Source organism: Microvirga sp. HBU67558 (genome assembly GCF_018069605.1).
GTDB classification, from domain to species: domain Bacteria; phylum Pseudomonadota; class Alphaproteobacteria; order Rhizobiales; family Beijerinckiaceae; genus Microvirga; species Microvirga terrae.
The window spans coordinates 252,470-272,385 of sequence record NZ_JAGPUP010000563.1 but is presented as its reverse complement, the minus strand read 5'-3'; the positions used below and the strand labels follow the sequence as shown (position 1 = coordinate 272,385).

The following is a 19,916-nucleotide window of genomic DNA, read 5'->3' as shown; positions in this document are numbered from 1 at the left end:
AGCCCATAACAGGGGCGAAGGCCGCGCACGCCTGCGGTCTTCCATCGAACCCGACGTCCGGCGGCCGGCCTGGCAGCCCGTCCCGAGGGACCCGATGGCACTGTCGAACATCTTGAGGAAGCTAGAGTTTTGAGGATCATCTTCCGCTTTGGCGGTATCGCAATGCTTGTCGCGGCCATCGTCATCCTGGCCGTGCTGCCCTTTGCTACATCCTTCGTGGAACAATGGTCGCGCCGCGATGTCGAGCTGCGATCCCGTCTCGTGTTCAATTCCGTCCGGGACCAGATCAGCGGGCTGCTCGCCCGGAATGACACGCAGCAGGCCGGCATCCTGTTCGAGCGCATCGCCTCGGACGAGCGCGTTCTCGCCATCGGCTATTGCGACGGGCAGGAGCTGCGCTTCCCCACCAGCAACATGCCGCCGTCCTTCTCCTGCGCCGAGGCGTCCCGATCCGATGCGGAAAGCTTTTCCGTGGTCCGGAACCAGGATCACAACGTCCTGGTCAGCTCCTTTCCCCTCAATGCCCCGAACCGTCCGGGCCATCTCGTGGTCCTGCACGACCTGAGCTATGCCGACCAGCGCGGTGGCGAGGCGAGAAACTATCTCTTCCTCGCCCTGGCCGGTGTCGCCTTCGGGGCCGCGGCGCTCGCCGCCATGATCGCGGCCATCATCATGCGCCGGTGGCTCGCTTCCATCCGGCAGGCCCTGGAGAGCGCCCGAACCGGCAATGCCAACCCGCCCGTCGAGGAGAACATCATCCCGCTGGGACAGGAGATCCGCGACGTCCTCCAGGAGCTCGAAGCCTCGCGGCGGACCATCGACGCGGCCCATACGGACTGGAGCCCGGAGACCTTGCGGGCGGCCCTGTCCAACGAGCTGTCCGGCTCCGAGGTCATCGTGGTGTCCAATCGCGAGCCCTACATCCATAACCGCACCGAGGGCGGCGAGATCTCCCTGCAAATCCCGGCGAGCGGCCTCGTGTCGGCCCTGGAGCCGGTGGTGCGCGCCTGCGGCGGCACCTGGGTCGCCCACGGCAGCGGAACGGCCGACCGGGAAACCGTCGACGCCAATGACCGGGTCCCCGTTCCCCCGAACCACCCGTCCTATACCCTGCGCCGCGTCTGGCTCTCGGAAGAGGAGCAGGACGGCTATTATTACGGCGCGGCCAACGAGGGCCTCTGGCCCCTGTGCCACATCGCCTTCGTGCGGCCGATCTTCCGGGAGGCGGACTGGCAGTTCTACCGGTCCGTCAACGAGAAGTTCGCAGACGCGATCGTGGCCGAGGCCAAGCGCGAGGACCCGATCATCCTCGTGCAGGATTACCATTTCGCGCTGCTGCCCAGGATGATCCGCGACCGGCTGCCCCGGGCGACCATCGTGACCTTCTGGCACATCCCCTGGCCGAACGCGGAAACCTTCGGCATCTGTCCCTGGCGGGAGGAGATCATCGACGGGCTCCTGGGCTCGTCGATCCTCGGCTTCCACACCCAGGCCCACTGCAACAATTTCCTGGATGCGGTCGATTCCTACGTGGAGAGCCGCATCGACCGGGAGAAGGACTCGGTGTTCTTCGGCGGCGAGGAAACCCTGATCCGGCCCTATCCGATCTCCATCGAATGGCCTCCCACCGCCATGGAAGGGCAAAAGCCCGTGGAGGAATGCCGCAGGATCGTGCGTGAGCGTCTGGGGTTGTCCCAGGACATGCGCATCGGCGTCGGCATCGAGCGCTTCGACTACACGAAGGGCATCATCGACCGCATGCAGGCCATCGACGCGCTCCTGACCGAACATCCGGAATGGCACGGAAATTTTGCTTTCGTTCAGGTGGCGGCGCCTACCAGGAGCAAGCTGTCCAACTACCGCCAACTCCAGGAAGAGGCCGAAGCCTTGGCGCGCGAGATCAACGAGAAACACGGCAGCGACGACTACGAACCGATCAAACTCCTCATTCGCCATCACGAACCCGACCAGGTCTTCGAACTCTTCAGGGCGGCGGATCTGTGCATCGTGTCGAGCCTGCACGACGGCATGAATCTCGTGGCCAAGGAATTCGTGGCCGCGCGGGACGACGAGCAGGGCGTGCTGATCCTGTCGGCTTTCGCCGGCGCGTCCCGCGAATTGTCCGAGGCGCTGATCGTCAATCCCTACAATGCCCACGCCATGGGAGAGGCCATCAACCGCGCGCTCACCATGCCTCAGCCCGAACAGCGCGAGCGGATGCGGCTGATGCGCGATCAGGTCAAGGAGCGCAATGTCTATCGCTGGGCAGGCCAGATGCTGCTGGCCGCCTCCCGCCTGCGCAAGCAGCAGCGGATCCGGCGACTGATCGCGAAGGGACGGAGGCTTGCGCCAGCCAATGCGTGAGGCTCCTGCAGGACAAGGCCCGATGCCCGACATGAACGAGCGTTACGCCCTCTTTCTCGATTTCGACGGAACGCTGGTAGACATCGTCGAGCGCCCGGATGCGGTCCGGGTGGACCCGTCTCTTCCCGCCGTCCTGACCACGCTTCAGGAGCGGCTCGGCGGGGCGCTCGCCATCATCAGCGGCCGTCCCGTCGAGTTCCTCGACGGACGCTTCGTGCCCCACGCTTTCGACATGGCCGGACTTCATGGGCTCGAGCACCGGATCGCCGGGAAAATGTCCATGTGCGATCCCGACGAGCATCCGGCCCTGCGCGCGACGGTCGAGCGCCTGAGCGCGATCGTGTCAGGCAAGGAGGGCGTCCTCATCGAGGACAAGGGCTGCTCGGTCGCGGTTCACTGGCGCCTCGCTCCCCACGAGAAGGACTTCGCTATCGCCACCGCCCACGCGGCCGTGGAGGCGCTTGGCGCGGATTACCGTGTTCAACACGGGAAAGCTGTGGCAGAAATCCTTCCCTCGGCGGCGGGGAAGGGCAAGGTGATCGAACGATTCCTTCAGGAAGCTCCCTACAGGGGGCGGCGCCCGATCTTCGTCGGCGATGACCTGACCGACGAGAACGGATTCAAGACCGTGAATGCGCAGGGCGGCCTGTCAGTGCGCATCGGTGCTGGAGATACCATTGCCAAGGTTCGCCTTGGAACGCCTGCGGATCTGCGACATTGCCTGTCCACGTGGGCTTTCGAGGGAACCCTGCCTTTCAAAGGGGATGATTGCTGACATGAGTTCGCTTGATCTTGCCGTTATCGGCAACTGCACGATCTCGGCCCTGGTGGACCGCCGTGCCCAGATCGTCTGGAGCTGCTTTCCGCGCTTCGATGGCGATCCGGTCTTCTCCGCCCTGCTCGACAGCCCCGAGGGCCAGACCGATGCGGAGCAGAAAGGCGTCTTCGCCATCGACATGGTGGGCATGGTGTCGTGCGAGCAGACCTATCTCGAGAACACGGCGGTTCTCGTGTCCAGGATGACCGATTCCTTCGGCAACATCCTCGAGGTGACGGACTTCGCCCCGCGTTTCAAGCATTACGACCGCACATTCCGGCCGCCGATGCTCATCCGCCGGGTCTACCCGGTGAAGGGCCGCCCGCGCATCCGCGTGCGGCTGCGCCCCCATTACGACTGGGGCGGCTGCCCGCCGAGCCTGACCCGCGGCAGCAACCATCTGCGCTTCGTCGGCCCGGCCTATTCGCTGCGGCTCACCACCGACGCCTCCGTGTCCTACGTGCAGGACGAGCGCCCCTTTGTGGTGGACCGGCCCCTGTCGTTCTTTTTCGGCGAGGACGAGCCGCTGCGGTCCGAGACGGATTCCACAGCCCGCGCGTTCCTCGACAGCACGGTGGATTTCTGGCGCGACTGGGTGCGCTCGCTCTCCATCCCCTTCGACTGGCAGGAGGCAGTGATCCGCGCGGCGATCACGCTCAAGCTGTGCAATTACGAGGAGACGGGCGCCATCGTGGCGGCACTCACCACCTCGGTGCCGGAAGCGCCGCACACCAAGCGCAACTGGGATTACCGCTATTGCTGGCTACGGGACGCGTATTTCGTCATCCAGGCCCTGAACCGGCTCGGCACCACCAAGACGATGGAGGAATACCTCACCTACATCACCAACATCGTCGACGACATGGAGGCCATTCCCGACCAGAAGGACATGCCGCCGCTCTTCAGCATCACGCGCTCGCCGGACCTGGAGGAGCGCGAGGCGACGGCGCTCGCCGGCTACCGCGGCATGGGGCCGGTGCGCGTCGGCAACGCGGCCTATACGCAGATCCAGAACGACGCCTATGGCAGCATCGTCCTGGCGTCCGTTCACGCGTTCCTGGACAAGCGCCTGATCCGCACCGGCAACCGGGCCCTGTTCTCCCATCTGGAGAAGCTGGGGCAGCGCGCCCTCGAGGTCTTCGACCAGCCCGATGCCGGCCCGTGGGAGCTGCGCACCAAGGCGGCCGTGCACACGTTTCCGAGCGTGATGTGCTGGGCCGCCTGCGACCGCCTCATCAAGATCGCCGAGGCCATGGGCCGCGAGGACCGGGCCGCGTTCTGGCGCGAGAACGCAGACCATATGCACCGGGTGATCAACGAGCGCGCCTACAATCCCGAGAAGGGCACCTTCGTGTCGTCCTTCGACGGCGAGGATCTCGACGCCACGCTCCTGCTGCTCGCCGAGCTCGATTTCGTGAAGCCGGACGATCCGCGCTTCATCGCCACCGTGGAGGCCGTGGGCTCGAAGCTGCGGCGCGGCGATCTTCTGCTGCGTTATGATGTGGAAGACGATTTCGGCCTCATGCATACGGCTTTCATGATCTGCGGCTTCTGGTACGTGGATGCCCTGAACGTCATCGGGCGCAAGGACGAGGCGAAGGAACTGTTCGAGCACATTCTGAGTTTGCGCAATTCGTTCGGACTCTTCTCCGAGGATGCGGATTTCACGACCGGAGAGCTGTGGGGGAACTTCCCTCAGACCTATTCCATGGTGGGTCTCATCAACTCCGCGGTTCGCCTGAGCCGGAGCTGGGAAGAGGCGTTCTGATCATCGGGATCGGGCGCGTGACGCGGAAAGGACGATAGGTTTCGATGTTCGCATTTCCTGTTCTGCTCGGGGATATCGGCGGAACCAATGCCCGCTTCGCCATGCTGCCGGCGCCGGGTGCCGCCGTCCGGCTGCTGCCCAGGACCCTGACGGCGCAGACCCCGGACCCCGTGGGGGCGATCAGGATCGCGCTCGAGGCCTATGACGGGCCGGCGCCCCGCTCCGCCATCATCGCGGTGGCGACCCGGGTGGATGCGCCCGCGATCCGTCTCACCAACGCCCATTGGGTGATCGACGCGCAGGCCATCGGCCGGGCGCTCGAGCTCGAGCGGGTGACCCTCGTCAACGACTACACGCCCGTCGCCGCCTCGGTGACGGTGCTCGACGAGGCCAGGGGCGATCTTGCGCCGATCGGCAGCTTCCCTGCGCCCAAGCCCGGCGCGCAGGTCGTGCTCGGACCCGGAACGGGCCTCGGGGCGGGGGCGCTCGTTCCCGTGGAGGACCGCCTGGCGATCCTCGCCACCGAGGCGGGCCACATGGAGTTCGGGCCGACGAACGCCGAGGAGACCGCGATCTGGCCGCATCTGGAGCAGGTCGGCGGGCGGGTCTCGGGAGAGGTCGTGCTGTCCGGTCCCGGCCTGTTTCGCATCGCCAAGGCGCTCGCCGCCCATCGCGGCGTCGATTGCCCCTTCACGATTCCCAACGACGTCCTGGCGGCAGCCCGCGAGGGCGATGCGCTCGCCAAAGACGCGCTGGCGCATTTCGCGCGCTTCCTCGGGCGCTTTGCGGGCGATCTGGCGCTGACCTTCGAATCCTCCGGCGGCGTCTTCATCGCGGGCGGCATCGCGCCCCGCATGGTCGACATCCTCCAGGCGGGCGATTTCCGCGAGGCCTTCGACCGCAAGGCTCCGCACGACGACTGGGCCCGGAAGGTGCCGGTCTACGCCATCGTCAATCCGGAGCCGGCCCTGGAGGGGTTGGCCGCCATCGTGTCGAATCCGCAGCGTTTCGTCTTCCAATCGCAGGGGTGGCAGGCTACCTGACGGGGTCAACCCGACCCATGGGGCCGTGTCGCCCTATGGCCGCCACCGATTGTCGAGTCATGAAAACAGAACAGATTGCCCTGTCCCCCCTGGCGCCCGGAGCGGACCTGTCGCTGACGGTCCAGCGCTTCGGCCCCGCGGGTGCCCGGCCCCGCATCTATGTCCAGGCTTCGCTCCATGCGGACGAGATCCCCGGCATGATTGCCGCCCATCACCTGCGCGAGCGCCTCGGCGCACTCGAGGCCGAGGGCCGGATCAGGGGCGAGATCATCCTGGTGCCGTCCGCCAATCCCATCGGCCTCGCTCAAAGGGTCATGGGCGACCATATCGGCCGCTTCCACCTGGCCGACGGGGTCAACTTCAACCGCGGCTATCCTCACCTCGTGCCCAATGTGGCCGAGCGGGTCGAGGGCAGGCTCACGCAGGACGGGGAGGCGAATGTCCGCGTGATCCGGGAGGCCCTGCGGGCCGAGCTCGAAGCCTGGCGGCCGTCGAACGCCGCCGAGGTCATGAAGAAGACCCTGCTGGGGCTCGCGCAGGAAGCCGACATCGTGCTCGACCTGCACTGCGATTCGGAAGCCGTGGTGCATCTCTATACCCACGGCCGCTCGGAGGAGGAGTTCGCCCCACTCTCGGCGCTGCTTGGCGCCCACGCCTATCTCCTTGCCGACGTCTCGGGCGACGAGCCGTTCGACGAGGCCTGCAGCCGGCCCTGGGCGGAACTGGCCGAGCGCTTCCCCGATCATCCGATTCCGTTCGCCTGCCACTCGACGACCCTCGAGTTCCGGGGCGAGCGGGACGTCACCCATGAGACGGGTCGGGCCGATGCGGCCGCGCTGATCGACTACCTGACCCTGCGCGGCGCCATTGCCGGCGAGGCTCCCGTCGTGCCCGAGGCGCTCTGCCGGCCGACGCCGCTCGCCGCTTCCGAGCCCGTCCAGGCCCCGGCCAACGGCATCCTGGTGTTCCGGACCGAGGTCGGCACGACTGTGGAGGAGGGCGAGGTGATCGCCGAGGTCATCGATCCGCTGACCGGGGCCGTGACCCCGGCCAAGGCTCCGACCGCCGGGGTGATGTTCGCCCGCATCGCCGTGCGCTTCGTGACCCAGGGCATGCGGCTCGCCAAGGTGGCCGGCACCACGGCGAAGCGCACGGGCAAGCTGCTCGGGGCTTAGTATCTCAAGGGCTGACGAAAACGCATTGTCGTCATCACCGGCTTCGTGCCGGTGATCCCGATCGGAAGAGCGCCGCGCCTCACCGGATCGGGATGGCCGGGACAGGCCCGGCCGTGACGTGAAGGGGAATTGCTGATCGGACCCCCGCTGAGCCAGACCCGAGACAAAAAGAAAGGCCGCCCCGAGAGGCGGCCTTTCCATTGTCGGTTCCACGGCCCGTTAGAGCCGGCCATAGGCATCGGACCCAAAAGTGGACCCCACTTTTGGGATCCATTCGATGCCCCTTCTTCAAGGGCGCATCGTTGGGTGCGGAAAACCGGATTCCACTTTTCCGCTACGATGCGTGTGCGTTACGCACCGATCTCGACAGAGGCCAAGATCCAGGTCACGGCAACCGGGGACCGTAGGGTATGACAATGAGACACTGGATCACCTCCTTTCGCTGTTGACGGGAAACCCCCATATGGGGTCAGAAGAGCCCAGCGAAAGGGCGGGGCGCTGCGGCGTTCTGTCCCTTAACCGTCATTCCCAGAGAATTCTTTGAACGCCATGACCGATCTTCCGGCCCCCGTGGGCCGCCGCCGCACCTTTGCGATCATCTCCCACCCGGACGCGGGCAAGACCACCTTGACCGAAAAGCTGCTGCTCTTCGGCGGCGCGATCCAGCTCGCCGGCGAGGTGAAGGCCAAGAAGAACCGCGTCTCGACCCGGTCCGACTGGATGGGGATCGAGAAGGAACGCGGCATCTCGGTGGTGACCTCGGTCATGACCTTCGAATACGGCGGCTGCGTCTTCAACCTGCTCGACACGCCGGGCCACGAGGACTTCTCGGAGGACACCTACCGGACCCTGACGGCGGTCGATTCGGCCATCATGGTGATCGACGCCGCCAAGGGCATCGAGGCGCGCACCCGCAAGCTCTTCGAGGTCTGCCGGATGCGCGACATCCCGATCGTGACCTTCATCAACAAGATGGACCGCGAGGCGCGCAATCCTTTCGATCTGCTCGACGAGATCGAGAAGACGCTGGCCCTCGACACGTCGCCCGTCACCTGGCCGATCAGCCAGGGCCGGAGCTTCGCCGGCACCTTCGACCTGCACCGCAACATGGTCCGGCGCATCGATACGGACGAGGAGCCGACCGCCGTGTCCGGTCCGGACGATCCGAAGCTCGTGACTCTGCTGCCGCCGGAAGAAGCCGATGCATGGCAGGAGGAGGTGATGCTGGCCCAGGAGGCCTGCAAGCCCTTCGACCTGCAGGCCTTCCGCGAGGGACATCTGACGCCCGTGTTCTTCGGCAGCGCCTTGCGCAATTTCGGCGTCCGCGACCTGATCGACGCGCTGGCTGCTTACGCGCCCCCGCCTCGCGGCCAGGAGGCCGACAAGCGCCTCGTCGAGGCGGGCGAGGGCCGCATGACCGGCTTCGTGTTCAAGATCCAGGCCAACATGGATCCGAACCACCGCGACCGCATCGCGTTCATGCGCATCTGCTCGGGCAAGCTCCAGCGCGGCATGAAGGCGAAGCTCGTGCGCACGGGCAAGCCCATGAGCCTGAACTCGCCGCAATTCTTCTTCGCCCAGGACCGCGCCATCGCGGACGAGGCCTGGGCCGGCGACGTGGTCGGCATTCCCAACCACGGAACCCTGCGCATCGGCGACACGCTGACCGAGGGTGAGGACATCGTCTTCCGCGGCGTGCCGAGCTTCGCGCCGGAGATCCTGCGCCGCATCAAGCTGCAGGACGCCATGAAGGCGAAGAAGCTGCGAGAGGCGCTGCAGCAGATGGCGGAAGAAGGCGTGGTGCAGCTCTTCGTGCCGCAGGACGGCTCCGGGGCCATCGTGGGCGTGGTCGGCGCGCTCCAGCTCGACGTGCTGAAAGAGCGTCTGGGCGCCGAATACGGCCTGCCGATCGACTACGAGCCAACCCGCTTCTCCATCTGCCGCTGGATCACGGCGGACGATCCGAAAGAGCTCGACAAGTTCATCGACAGCCATCTCTCGTCGATGGCGCGGGACCTCGACGATGCGCCGGTCTTCATGGCGCCGAACATGTTCAACCTCCAGTACGAGGTCGACCGCTACAAGGCGATCCAGTTCTCGGACGTGAAGGACTATCAGAAGAAGGCGGCCTGAGGGACGAAACCTCGCCGCGGTCGTTCCCGCCCATGCGGGGCGACATCCCCCGTGTCATGGCCGGACTCGTGCCGGCCATCCCGGTTGCTTGAAGCGCGGCGCTTCTCATCATCGAGATCACCGGGACAAGCCCGGTGATGACTGAGGGGAGGCGAACGGGAAACGCGCGTGCCTACGCCGCCAGCTTGCGCTCGGCGTAAAGCTCCTGCACCTGCACGATGTTCTCGATGGACGGCAGGCTCGCCTCGTTGCCCAGGTGCTGGATGGCATGGGCCGAGGCCGCGCGGGCGAAGATGAAGTGCTCGCGCCAGGGCAGGTCGGGGCGGGCCATGGCGGAATACACGTAGGCGCCGTGGAAGATGTCGCCGGCCCCGTTGGTGTCCACCACCTTGTCGCCTGGCACGTTGAGCGCCGGCAGGACGCTCTCCTGGCCGGTCTCGTCGTACCAGACGAGGCCGCGCTCGCCGAGGGTCACGCCGCCGATCCGGCAGCCGCGGCCCTTGAGGTAGTCCAGCATTCCGGACGGGCTCAGGTCCATTTGCTCGCAGAGGCGCTCGGCCACGATGGCCACGTCGATGAATTCCAGGAGCTCGTGGGTGTTGGAGCGCAGGCCGCCGCCGTCGAGGGAGGTGAGGATGCCGGCTTCGCGGCAGATCTTGGCATAGTGCATGGCCGCGTCGGCCTGGTGGCCGTCGAGATGCAGGGCCTTGCAGCCCTGGAGGTTCAGGGGCGGCACCGGGTGCAGGTAATGGTCGTCGCGGCAGCGCACGATGGCGCGCTTGCCGCCCCGCGGCATGATGAAGGACAGGGACGATTCGTGGACCTTCCGGTGATGGACCGAGATGCCGTATTTCGCCGCCATGTCGATGAACATGCGGCCGAGCCAGTCGTCGGCAATCGAGGTCAGGAGATCGGGCGGCAGCCCGAGCTTGGCGCACGCGAAGGCGGCCGTGACCGCGTTGCCGCCGAACGAGATCGCATAATCCCGCGCCACGGTCTTCTCGTCGCCGGTCGGAAGCTCGTCCGCCAGGAAGGTCACGTCGATATAGGTCTGGCCCACGAAGAGAGCATGCATCGGAGATACGTCTTGGATCTGATTTCGCCGCTGAAGTCTTGGACGAGCGGGGCTGATTAGGCAAGCTCTTCCGGGTTGCGCAGAGCAGGGCAGGCTGGTGGAGCTGGACCGCAAAGGGATGACGCTCGCCTTCCACGTCATCACCGGCCTTGTGCCGGTGATCCCGCTTTGGTGAAGCGCGCCGCTTTTCATCATCGGGATGGCCGGGACGAGCCCGGCCATGACGGGTGGCGGTCATTCCCGGGGTGACAAGGTGAAGGGTCGGGACGTGAGCCAGCCCCTGGGAACCCGTCACATCCGGTTGAGCGTGGCCGCGAGCCGGGCTGCCGTGAGCGCCGCGTCGAGGTCGGTCGCGATGAACTCGACGGGCGCCACGAGCTGCTTCCTGAAGGCCGCGGCCAGGACGGGGTGGAGCCGGGCGGAGCCCCCCACCAGGGCCACCGGCCGGGGACCCAGGCGCCGGATGAGGGCATTGGCCAGGCGGGCCAGTTCCTCGCCGGCGTCCTGCAGGATGTGGAGCGCGGTGCCGTCGCCGGCCTGGGCGGCCTCGCCCACGGCCCGGGCCAGCGAGCCGATCTTGCCGCGGTCGCCGCCATAGACGAAGGAGCGCACGAGGTTCCAGTCCGTGCCGCCCAGCGCCTTCGCGAGGCACGTGCCGAGCAGGGTCGTCCAGCCGGCGCCGGGGTTTTCCTCCTCGGTGCGCAGGATCGCCTTGAGAGCCTCGCGGGCGATCCAGAAGCCGGAGCCGCCGTCGTCGATCAGGTTGCCGCGCCCGCCGACCCGGATGACCTCCTTGTCCTCCGACAGGTAATAGCCGATGGAGCCGGTGCCGCTATAGACCAGGATGCCTTCGCCGAGCGCGAAATAGGACAGGTAGGCGATCCACATGTCCTCCGCGACGAAGACCTTGTCGGAGGGCAACTCGAAGGTTTCCGCGAACAGGGCCCGCATGGTCGCTTCCGCGGGTGTGTCGCGGGTCAGCCCCGTGATGCCCGCGATGATGCCGAGCGGCCGGCCCTGCTTCATCACGGCCTGGGCCATGTCGAGGACGATCTGCCGGGCACGCTCCTCGGCGGCGGCGGAGAAGAGGTGGCCGGTCAGGGGAGCGACCGAACCCTGGGCCATGCAGCGGCCGCCTGCATCCGCCAGCCGCCAGCGCGTGGCGGTGCCGCCCGCGTCGATGCCAAGCCCCAGCCCCATGACCCTTCGCCTCTTGTTTCGGCCACCCATCCGGTTGGCCGCTCTGCCGTCCTCGTCGGTCAGGACGATTCCTTATCAGGAGGACGTGGAGAAGTCTGCCAGGGCTTTGCGCAGATTGCCACCATGTCGCTCGAGCGCATCGCGCGCTTCCGCGACGCCCGCCCCCAGGGCGATCAGGACGGCCGTCTTCAGGTCGCCGTCCGCCTGCCGGATCGCCTCGACGGCGGTGGCGTCGTCGCAATCGGTGATCTGCGAGACCATGATCTCGCTGCGGCGGCGCAGCTTGGCGTTCGTCGCGCGCATGTTGACCATGAGGCCGCGATAGACCCGGTCGAGCCGCACCATGATCAGGGTGGAGAGCAGGTTGAGGATGATCTTCTGTGCCGTGCCGGCCTTCATGCGGGTGGAGCCGGCGATCACCTCCTCGCCCGTATCGGCGAGGATCGGGTGGGAGCAGGCCTCGAGGATCGGCGTGTCCGGATTGTTCGAGATGCCGATGGTCTGCGCCCCGCGGGAGGCGGCCTCCTTCAGGGCCGCGATGGTGAAGGGCGTCCGGCCGCTCGCCGCGACGCCGATCACCACGTCGTCGGGACCGACATCGTTGCCGCGGATCCCGGCGATGCCTTCCTCGACCGAATCCTCGGCGTTCTCGACCGCCTGCATGATGGCGCCCGTGCCGCCGGCGATCAGGTAGACCACGCGGTCGTCGGGCCAGTTGAAGGTCGGCGGCAGTTCCGTCCCGTCCTGGACGCCGATGCGGCCCGAGGTGCCGGCCCCCGCATAGACGAGCCGCCCGCCGCGGCGCAGGCGCCTGACCGCTTCTTCCGCGGCTGCCGCGATCGCCGGCAGGGACGGCCGGACGGCGGACACCGCCGAGAGCTGGCCCTCATAGAAGGCCGCAAGGATGTCGAGGCTGGGCCAGGTGTCGAGATCCTGGTAGCGGGTACTGAAATGTTCTGTCGCCATTCTGCCAACTTTCTTCCAGACCAGTATAGGACCAGTTGATGGCCGCAACAATGGTCCGCAGAGGGTTCAGGCAAGGGAGGCGGTCAGGTTTCTGTTGGCATCCTTAAAGCGGCTCCCGTTGGTCGAACAACGCGATCACCTGCTCGCCCGTTGCACGGCGCAGGCCGAGGATGCCGCTGTCCTTGTGCCGGCTCGGATGGACCCGGTTGGTGAGAAGCGACCAGGCGAGACCGCGCCTGAAATCGAGCCACAGGCCGGTGCCGGTGAAGCCCGTATGGCCAATCGTGTCGGACGAGCAGGCATCGCCCCCGTGCCAGCCGGGATAGAAGCCCTCCCAGCCCGTTGTGCGCTTCTCCGATTCGCGGGTGCGGATCGCCGCCATGGAGGCAGGCGAAAGGCCGGAGCCGTCGAGGAGCCCATGGGCGAAATCGAGCACTCCGTCGATGGTGCCGAACAATCCCGCATGGCCCGAGGCGCCGCCGAGCGCGAAGGCGTTCTCGTCATGCACCTCGCCGCGGATGACGCGCCCGCGCCACGTGTCCCGCTCCGTCGCCGCGCAGAGCGCCGGATCGGGCCGGAACGAGAATCGTTCGGGAAGCAGCTGATCGATGAGCGCCCGGCCGGTGATGCGCTCGATGGCGATGCCGAGCAGCATGAAGTTGATGTCGGAATAGACCGGTGGTCCGGGCTGCCAGACGCGCTGCAGGATGAAAGCCCGCAGGGTGTTCGGATCCTGGCCGTAGGTGTAGAGCGGCTCGACGGCCGGCAGATGCGTCTGGTGCGCCAGGCATTGCCGGAACGTCAGGCGCCGCTCGGCGGCGTTCATGTCGTACTGGCGCAGATCCGGAATGACCGTCACGAGCGGATCGTCGAGCGCGATCCTGCCGGCCTCGACCAGCTGCAGAATGCGCGTCGTCGTGAAGATCACCTTGGTGAGCGAGGCGAGGTCGAACCAGGTGTCCCGTGAAACGCTCTCGCGCTCCGGCTCGATCTGCGCATGGCCGGCCCATCGCACGGCGCGTTCGCCATCGGCCGTCACGATGCCGAGCACGGCTCCGGGAATGGCGCCGCTCTCGACGGACGCGGCGGCAGGCGCGAAGGCCCGGTTGATCAATGTGTCGAGCGCCATGGCGGGATCACGCGGCGCGGTGCAGTTCGCCGCCCGGCATGGGATGTGGCACCCCCGTCGTGGTCGGAAGGCTCAGCGGAAGACCGAGCGTAGAGCGCACCGCGAGATAGCCGAAGGCCTGCGCTTCGAGGAAGTCCCCGTCCCAGCCGACGCTCTCGACCGGATCGACCGCGACGCGCAGCTCCTCGTGCAGGCGCTTCATGAAATGCGCGTTGCGGCGCCCGCCGCCGGTGACGAGCCAGCGCTGCGGCGCGCGCGGAACGTGGCGCAGGGACGCGACGACCGACTGGATCGTGAACTCCGCGAGCGTCGCGGCGCCGTCCGCGTCGGACAGGGCTTCTACGCCCTTGGCGCGGGCATGGAAATCCTGGCGATCGAGGGATTTCGGGGCCGGGCGGTCGAAGAACGGGTTGCTCATGAACGCCGCGACGAGCGCCGCATCCGCCCGGCCGGAGGCCGCCAGCTGCCCGTTCTCGTCGAAGCCCAGGCCGCGCCGGCGCAGGACGAAATCGTCGAGGAGCGCGCTCGCCGGGCCCGTGTCGAAGGCGATCACCGTGTCGCCGTCGATATAGGTGACGTTCCCGACGCCACCGAGATTGAGGATCATGACCGGCTGGGGGAGCCGGCTCGCCAGGGCGCGGTGATAGAGCGGCACGAAGGGCGCGCCTTCGCCGCCCGAGGCCACGTCCGCGTGGCGGAATCGGTAGACGGTGTCGATGCCCAGCCCCGACGCCACCCTGTCGCCGAGGCCGAGCTGGCGCGTGAAGCGCACCTCCGGCCGGTGATAGACCGTCTGGCCATGGAAGCCGACGAGGCTCACTTCGCCGGCGGGGATTCCGGTCTCCGCCATGAAGCGCCGGATCGCCGCGATATGGGCGTCCGTCACCGCCTGCTCGAGATCCTCGAGCGGCTCGCTCTGCGCCCGCGCCGGCTCGGCGATCAGCGCCTGGAGGGTTCGCCTCAAATCGTCCGGGTACGAGAAGGTCCGGCCGGGGCCGGGCCTCACGATCGCATCGCCGTCCGTCTCCACGACGGAAACGTCGATCCCGTCCATGGACGTGCCGCTGATCACGCCGATGGCTTTGACGATGGGGCGCTGCGACATGGACGGCTCCGAGGCTGGTCTGGTTGTGCGCGAACCATAGCACAGGCGCTGAACTGGTCCAGAGTGGTATGAGATTGGACCATGACAGGGTCCCGTCGATGGCCTATAAATCCCTGCGGCTTCCAAGGGAGACAGAACGACAATGGTCAGGTCAGCACTGCGCACCGCTCTGGGTGCAGGTTTCATGGTGGCGGCGATGGCCTCCGCCTCGGCTCAGGTCCTCGAGATCGGGGTGGATAACGGCCCCACGGGGCTCGATCCGCATCTCATCACCGCCTTCCCGAGCTTCATGGTGGTGAACGGCACCATCTACGAGGGACTGACCGCCATCGACAAGGACCTGAAGATCGTCCCCGGTCTCGCGGAATCCTGGACCGTCGCGCCGGACGGCAAGACCTACACCTTCAAGCTGCGCCCGGGCGTCAAATTCCATGACGGCTCGGCCATGGAGGCCGAGGACGTGGCGTCCACGATCAAGCGCGTGCTGAGCAAGGACATCGCGTCGCCCCTGGCGAGCCGCCTGTCCGCCGTCGAGAGCGCCAGCGCGGTCGACGCCGCGACCGTGGAGCTGAAGCTCAAGGAGCCGTCCGCCGCGCTCCTGAGCTCGCTCGCCACCATCGCGGTCGTGCCGAGCGCCATGGAGGCGAACAAGGACGCCCTGCAGAAGGCGCCGGTCGGCACCGGCCCGTACAAGTTCCAGGAATGGCAGCCCAACGGCTTCATTCTGCTGACCAAGAACGAGGCCTATTGGGACAAGGGCCTGCCGAAGCTCGCTGGCCTCAAGTTCAACATCGTGCCGGAATCGGCCACCCGCCAGGTTGGCCTGAGCAACGGGCAATACGCGCTTCTGCCCAACATCGACGCGGCGACCGCGCTGCAGCTCAAGGGCAAGCCGAACGTGAAGCTCTCCGAGACGATGGATCTCGCCTACACGCTCGTCGGCATGAACGTGTCGAAGCCGCCCTTCGATAACCCGAAGGTGCGCGAGGCGGTCAACTACGCCATCAACCGCCAGGAGATCGTGGACGCGGCCTTGTTCGGCGCCGGCGTTCCCGGCGGCCCGCTGTCGCCGGCGCTCAAGTCCTGGGCGGTCGATGTGAACCAGTTCGCCTGCTACAAGCCCGACCCGGCCAAGGCGCAGGCGCTCCTCAAGGAGGCGGGCGTCGCTGTGCCGGTCGCCGTCACCATGAAGGTCCTGCCGCGCCAGGACGTCAAGGACATCGCCCAGGTGGTGCAGGAGCAGCTGAACAAGGCCGGCTTCAAGGTCGAGCTGGTCAACCAGGAGCAGGGCCAGTTCATCCAGGATTGGCGCAACAGCAACTTCGACCTGTTTGCGTCGATCAATGCCGGACAGCCCGATCCGGACGACTACTTCTACCGCACCTTCCGCACGGGCGGCTCGACCAACGTGTTCAAGTATTCGGATGCGGAGATCGACGGGCTGCTCGATCAGGCCCGCACCCAGCAGGATCAGGCGGCCCGCAAGGCGGCCTACGACAAGGTGCAGCAGAAGCTCGCCTGCTCGGGCCCGGTGGCGCACCTGACCTACGGCATCCTGTTCTCGGCCATGAACGGCAAGCTGCAGGGCTTCGACACGATGCCGAACCGCTCGCTCCTCATGCTGCGCAACGCGTCCTACTGAACACCATCGATCATCCCGGCGGCGTCTTCGTGCGGCGCCGGGATCGTTTTTCGAAGAGCCCGCCCGCATGAACCGCGTCCTGCTCGCACGCCTCGTCGACCTCGTCATCGTCCTCTTCGGGGTGTCGATCATCGTGTTCCTGATGATCCGGATGATCCCCGGCGACGCGGTCGCGATCATGCTCGGGGCGAACACCGAGATCACGCCCGAGCGCATGGCGGAGCTCAACCGCCGCGTCGGTCTCGACCGCCCCATCGTCGAGCAGTATCTGGTCTGGGCCGGATCGGCCCTTCGCGGCGATTTCGGGACCTCCCTGTGGACAGGCCGGCCGGTCTCGACCGAGATCCTGCTGCATCTGTGGCCGACTCTCGAGCTCACGTTCCTGTCGCTCGTCATCGGTGCGGTGCTGGCCGTGCCGGTCGGCTGCCTGATGGCGCAGACCCGCGGCGGCGCGGCCGATGTGGCCATGCGCATCACGGCCATCGCCGGCCTGACGATCCCGTCCTTCTGGCTCGGGATCGTGCTGATCCTGCTTCTGTCCACCTGGGCGCCGGGCTTCGCGTCGTTGGGCTATGTGCCGTTCTCCGAGGATCCCGTCGGCAATCTCCAGCGCATGGCGCTGCCCGCCTTTGCGCTCGCCCTGCCGATCCTCGCCAACCTGTCGCGCCTCGTGCGCTCGGCCATGCTCGACGCGCTCGGGCAGGATTACGTCCGCACCGCCCGGGCCAAGGGCCTGCCGGAGCGGCGCGTCGTCTACAAGCATGCCTTGCGCAACGCCCTGATCCCGTTCCTCACCAGCGTCGGCATCATGACCGGCTATCTGCTCGGCGGCGCCATCGTGGTCGAACAGGTCTTCGCCATTCCCGGCCTCGGCCGCCTGATCCTCGGGGCCATCGCCGAGCGCAACTATCCGCTGATCCAGGCCACGATCCTCGTGGTGACGGCGGGCTTCGTCCTGGTGAACTTCCTGGTCGATTTCCTCTACATCGTCGTCGATCCCCGGGTGAGGGCCTGATCCGTGTCGCGTCTCGCCAAGAACAAGCTTCTCGCCTTCGCGGTCGCCTTGGTGGCGATCCAGCTCATCCTTGCTCTCGGGGCGCCGCTCTTCGCACCCTATGATCCCATGGCGCAGAGCGTCGCCAGGCGCCTGCGGGCGCCGTCCTGGCTGAACTGGTTCGGCACCGACCAGCTCGGCCGGGACGTGCTGACGCGCATCCTCTACGGCTATCGCACCTCGCTCATCGCCTGCCTGCTTGCCGTCGGCATCGCGCTCCTCGCCGGCGGCGCGCTCGGGCTCGTGGCCGCCTATTACCGCGGCTGGCTCGACCGCATCATCATGCGCGTCATGGACGTGCTCTTCGCCTTCCCGGTGATGCTGCTCGCCATCGGCATCATCGCGGTGCTGGGGCCGCATACCTACAGCGCGGCCGCAGCCATCGCGGTCGTCTACACGCCGATCTTCGCCCGCCTCCTGCGCGGCCCGGCGCTCGTCCTGTGCGAGAGCGAGTATGTGGCGGGCGCGAAGGCCATCGGTGCGTCGGACGCGCGCATCATCTTCCTGCACATCCTGCCGAACCTCGCCTCCGTGATCCTGGTCCAGACGAGCCTTCTGCTCTCGGCCGCCATCCTGGTCGAAGCCTCGCTGTCGTTCCTCGGACTCGGCACGCAGCCGCCGACGCCGTCCCTGGGCCTGATGCTGTCGGAGGGCCGCAACTTCCTCATGCTTTCTCCGTGGAGCGCCGTCTTCGCGGGCTTCGCCATCCTGTTTCTGTCCTTCGGCTTCAACCTCCTGGGCGACGCCCTGCGCGACACCCTCGATCCGCGCCTGAGGGGACAGCCGTGATCGTGCGGCCGGCCGGACCTGCGGACATCCCGGCCCTGGCGGCCTTGGCCGAGCGCTCCTATCGGGCAGCCTTTGCGGATATCCTGGAAGAGGAGGTGCTCGCAGGCCGCGACGTCGCCTTCTTCGCAGAGCGGTTTTCCGCCTCGTGGGAGCGCATGCTGGTTGCGTTGTCCGGCGAGATGCCCGTCGGCTTCCTGCTCATGACCGACGGGCACATCGACATGCTGTTCATGGATCCCGGTGCGGGCGGCCGGGGCGGCGGCGCACTTCTCCTGCGGGAGGCGGAGGTGCAGGGCGCGAAAAGCCTCGAATGCTTTCGCGACAATCACAGCGCCCGGCGCTTCTACGAGCGTCACGGCTGGCAGGTGACGCGGGCCTACGACCGCGAGTTCGCGGGGCGCAGCCGCAGCTTCGCCTTTTACGAGAAGGGCTGATCGCTCCCGGCGACAGCTATCACCCCCTCCATGTCCCCCTCCACGTCATCACCGGCCTTGTGCCTGTGATCCCGATCGCTTGGGGCGGCGCCTCACCCGTCATGGCCGGGACAAGCCCGGCCATGACGGGTGAGGAGGATGAAGGCCCGCGAGCCTACAGCGACACGACCCGTCCCGTGCGCACCGCCTCGTCGGCCGCCAGCACGATGCGAAGCGACCGGACCGCATCGTTCATGTGGTCCGTCAGATCCGCGTCCTCCCGGATTGCCCGCAGGAGAAAGCGCTGCTCCCGTTCGCAGAGGGCGTCGTGGTCCGGCTCGTCGGTGGTGCTGATGCGCTCGTCCGCCTTCGCGAAGCTCCCGTCGTCCCTGAGCGCGGCGTGGTGGAGCAGGATCTGGTTGGTCTTGGTGTGGGCGTTGATGTCATCGGAGCGGATGTCGCCGGCGGTCTCGGCCATGACGATGCTGACGCTGCCCTTCGGGCCGATCACGTCCTTCACGAAATAGGCCGTCTCGCTCATCATCGGGCCCCATCCGGCCTCGTACCAGCCGACGGAGCCGTCGTCGAAGGTCACGTGGAGATGCCCGTAATTGTAAATGCCGGCCGGCATGTCGTCGGTGAGCCGCGTGCCGACGCCGTGGACCTGCACGGGGTTCGCCTTCGTGATTTGGCACATGACGTCCACGTAGTGCACGCCGCAATCGACGATCGGCGAGAGGGATTGCAGCAGGCGCTTGTGCGCCTCCCAGGCGGCTCCGCTCGACTGCTGATTGAGGTTCATGCGGAAGACGTGGGGCGTGCCGAGCGTCCGGGCGATCTCGATGAACTTGATCCAGGAGGGATGGTGGCGGAGGATGTAGCCGATGACGAGCTTGCGCTTCGTGCGGATCGCCGTCTCGACCACGCGCTCGGCATCCGTCACGGTATCGGCGAGCGGTTTCTCCACGAAGACGTGCGCGCCCGCCTCCATGGCCCGGATGGCATAGGCGGCGTGCGTGTCCGACCAGGTGTTGATCGACACCACGTCCGGACGCACGGCCTCGAGGGCTTCGTCGAAATCGGAAAAGCGCGGGGCGTCCTGCAGGGTGGCGGGAAGGCTCATGCCGTCGATGTTGCGCGTGCAGAGCCCGGCGATCTCGTATCCGTCGATCCGGCTGTAGGCGAGGGCATGGGACAGGCCCATGTTGCCGAGTCCGACCACGAGAACCTTTTGTGCGCTCAT

16 protein-coding genes are annotated in these 19,916 nt (G+C 67.0%); 10 read left to right on the top strand and 6 right to left on the bottom strand.

What is annotated here, in order from left to right:
• The first annotated feature begins 129 nt into the window (after positions 1 to 129).
• The 6 genes from KBI52_RS32235 (at position 130) to KBI52_RS32210 (ending at position 9,300) form a co-directional block, all read left to right on the top strand.
• Complete coding sequence (locus KBI52_RS32235) at positions 130 to 2,364, top strand: trehalose-6-phosphate synthase (protein ID WP_173949970.1); 2,235 nt, start codon at positions 130 to 132, stop codon at positions 2,362 to 2,364.
• 22 nt (positions 2,365 to 2,386) lie between these two features.
• Positions 2,387 to 3,139 (top strand): trehalose-phosphatase, encoded by a 753-nt coding sequence (gene otsB, locus KBI52_RS32230; protein WP_247654775.1) that lies wholly within the window; start codon positions 2,387 to 2,389, stop codon positions 3,137 to 3,139.
• Position 3,140: 1 nt separating this feature from the next.
• Positions 3,141 to 4,949: a glycoside hydrolase family 15 protein gene (locus KBI52_RS32225; RefSeq protein WP_173949971.1), complete on the top strand. Its 1,809-nt coding sequence runs from the start codon at positions 3,141 to 3,143 to the stop codon at positions 4,947 to 4,949.
• Between the two features lie 101 nt (positions 4,950 to 5,050).
• Positions 5,051 to 5,992 (top strand): glucokinase, encoded by a 942-nt coding sequence (locus tag KBI52_RS32220; RefSeq protein WP_371823237.1) that lies wholly within the window; start codon positions 5,051 to 5,053, stop codon positions 5,990 to 5,992.
• 59 nt (positions 5,993 to 6,051) lie between these two features.
• A complete protein-coding gene (locus KBI52_RS32215; RefSeq protein WP_247654774.1) occupies positions 6,052 to 7,167 on the top strand; it encodes a succinylglutamate desuccinylase/aspartoacylase family protein in 1,116 nt (371 codons plus the stop codon).
• 549 nt (positions 7,168 to 7,716) lie between these two features.
• Complete coding sequence (locus KBI52_RS32210) at positions 7,717 to 9,300, top strand: peptide chain release factor 3 (protein WP_210812846.1); 1,584 nt, start codon at positions 7,717 to 7,719, stop codon at positions 9,298 to 9,300.
• Positions 9,301 to 9,472: 172 nt separating this feature from the next.
• Here KBI52_RS32210 and KBI52_RS32205 read toward each other — a convergent pair whose 3' ends face one another.
• The 5 genes from KBI52_RS32205 to KBI52_RS32185 all read right to left on the bottom strand — a co-directional run bounded on the left by KBI52_RS32205 (position 9,473) and on the right by KBI52_RS32185 (position 14,775).
• Positions 9,473 to 10,375 carry a sugar kinase gene (locus KBI52_RS32205; RefSeq protein ID WP_173949975.1) on the bottom strand — a complete coding sequence of 301 codons (903 nt, stop codon included), beginning with the start codon at positions 10,373 to 10,375 and terminating at the stop codon, positions 9,473 to 9,475.
• A gap of 291 nt (positions 10,376 to 10,666) precedes the next feature.
• Positions 10,667 to 11,575 carry an N-acetylglucosamine kinase gene (locus tag KBI52_RS32200; RefSeq protein WP_210812845.1) on the bottom strand — a complete coding sequence of 303 codons (909 nt, stop codon included), beginning with the start codon at positions 11,573 to 11,575 and terminating at the stop codon, positions 10,667 to 10,669.
• Positions 11,576 to 11,650: 75 nt separating this feature from the next.
• Positions 11,651 to 12,541, bottom strand: coding sequence for an N-acetylmuramic acid 6-phosphate etherase (locus KBI52_RS32195; protein ID WP_173949977.1), 891 nt, complete (start codon positions 12,539 to 12,541; stop codon positions 11,651 to 11,653).
• A gap of 103 nt (positions 12,542 to 12,644) precedes the next feature.
• A complete protein-coding gene (locus tag KBI52_RS32190) occupies positions 12,645 to 13,670 on the bottom strand; it encodes a serine hydrolase (protein ID WP_210812844.1) in 1,026 nt (341 codons plus the stop codon).
• A 7-nt stretch (positions 13,671 to 13,677) separates the two neighbouring features.
• Positions 13,678 to 14,775, bottom strand: coding sequence for an anhydro-N-acetylmuramic acid kinase (locus KBI52_RS32185; protein ID WP_210812843.1), 1,098 nt, complete (start codon positions 14,773 to 14,775; stop codon positions 13,678 to 13,680).
• Between the two features lie 142 nt (positions 14,776 to 14,917).
• On the opposite strand from KBI52_RS32185, the gene KBI52_RS32180 reads away from it, so the two are divergent.
• The 4 genes from KBI52_RS32180 to KBI52_RS32165 all read left to right on the top strand — a co-directional run bounded on the left by KBI52_RS32180 (position 14,918) and on the right by KBI52_RS32165 (position 18,694).
• A complete protein-coding gene (locus KBI52_RS32180; RefSeq protein WP_210812842.1) occupies positions 14,918 to 16,417 on the top strand; it encodes an ABC transporter substrate-binding protein in 1,500 nt (499 codons plus the stop codon).
• A 67-nt stretch (positions 16,418 to 16,484) separates the two neighbouring features.
• Complete coding sequence (locus tag KBI52_RS32175) at positions 16,485 to 17,432, top strand: ABC transporter permease (RefSeq protein WP_173949981.1); 948 nt, start codon at positions 16,485 to 16,487, stop codon at positions 17,430 to 17,432.
• A 3-nt stretch (positions 17,433 to 17,435) separates the two neighbouring features.
• Positions 17,436 to 18,260, top strand: coding sequence for an ABC transporter permease (locus tag KBI52_RS32170; protein ID WP_173949982.1), 825 nt, complete (start codon positions 17,436 to 17,438; stop codon positions 18,258 to 18,260).
• On the top strand, positions 18,257 to 18,694 hold the full coding sequence (locus KBI52_RS32165) for a GNAT family N-acetyltransferase (protein WP_210812841.1): 438 nt from the start codon (positions 18,257 to 18,259) through the stop codon (positions 18,692 to 18,694). The genes KBI52_RS32170 and KBI52_RS32165 overlap by 4 nt, the downstream gene beginning before the upstream one ends.
• Before the next feature lie 154 nt (positions 18,695 to 18,848).
• Here the strand turns inward: KBI52_RS32165 and KBI52_RS32160 are convergent, their stop codons facing one another.
• Entirely contained in the window at positions 18,849 to 19,916 is a 1,068-nt protein-coding gene (locus KBI52_RS32160) for a Gfo/Idh/MocA family protein (RefSeq protein WP_210812840.1), read from the bottom strand.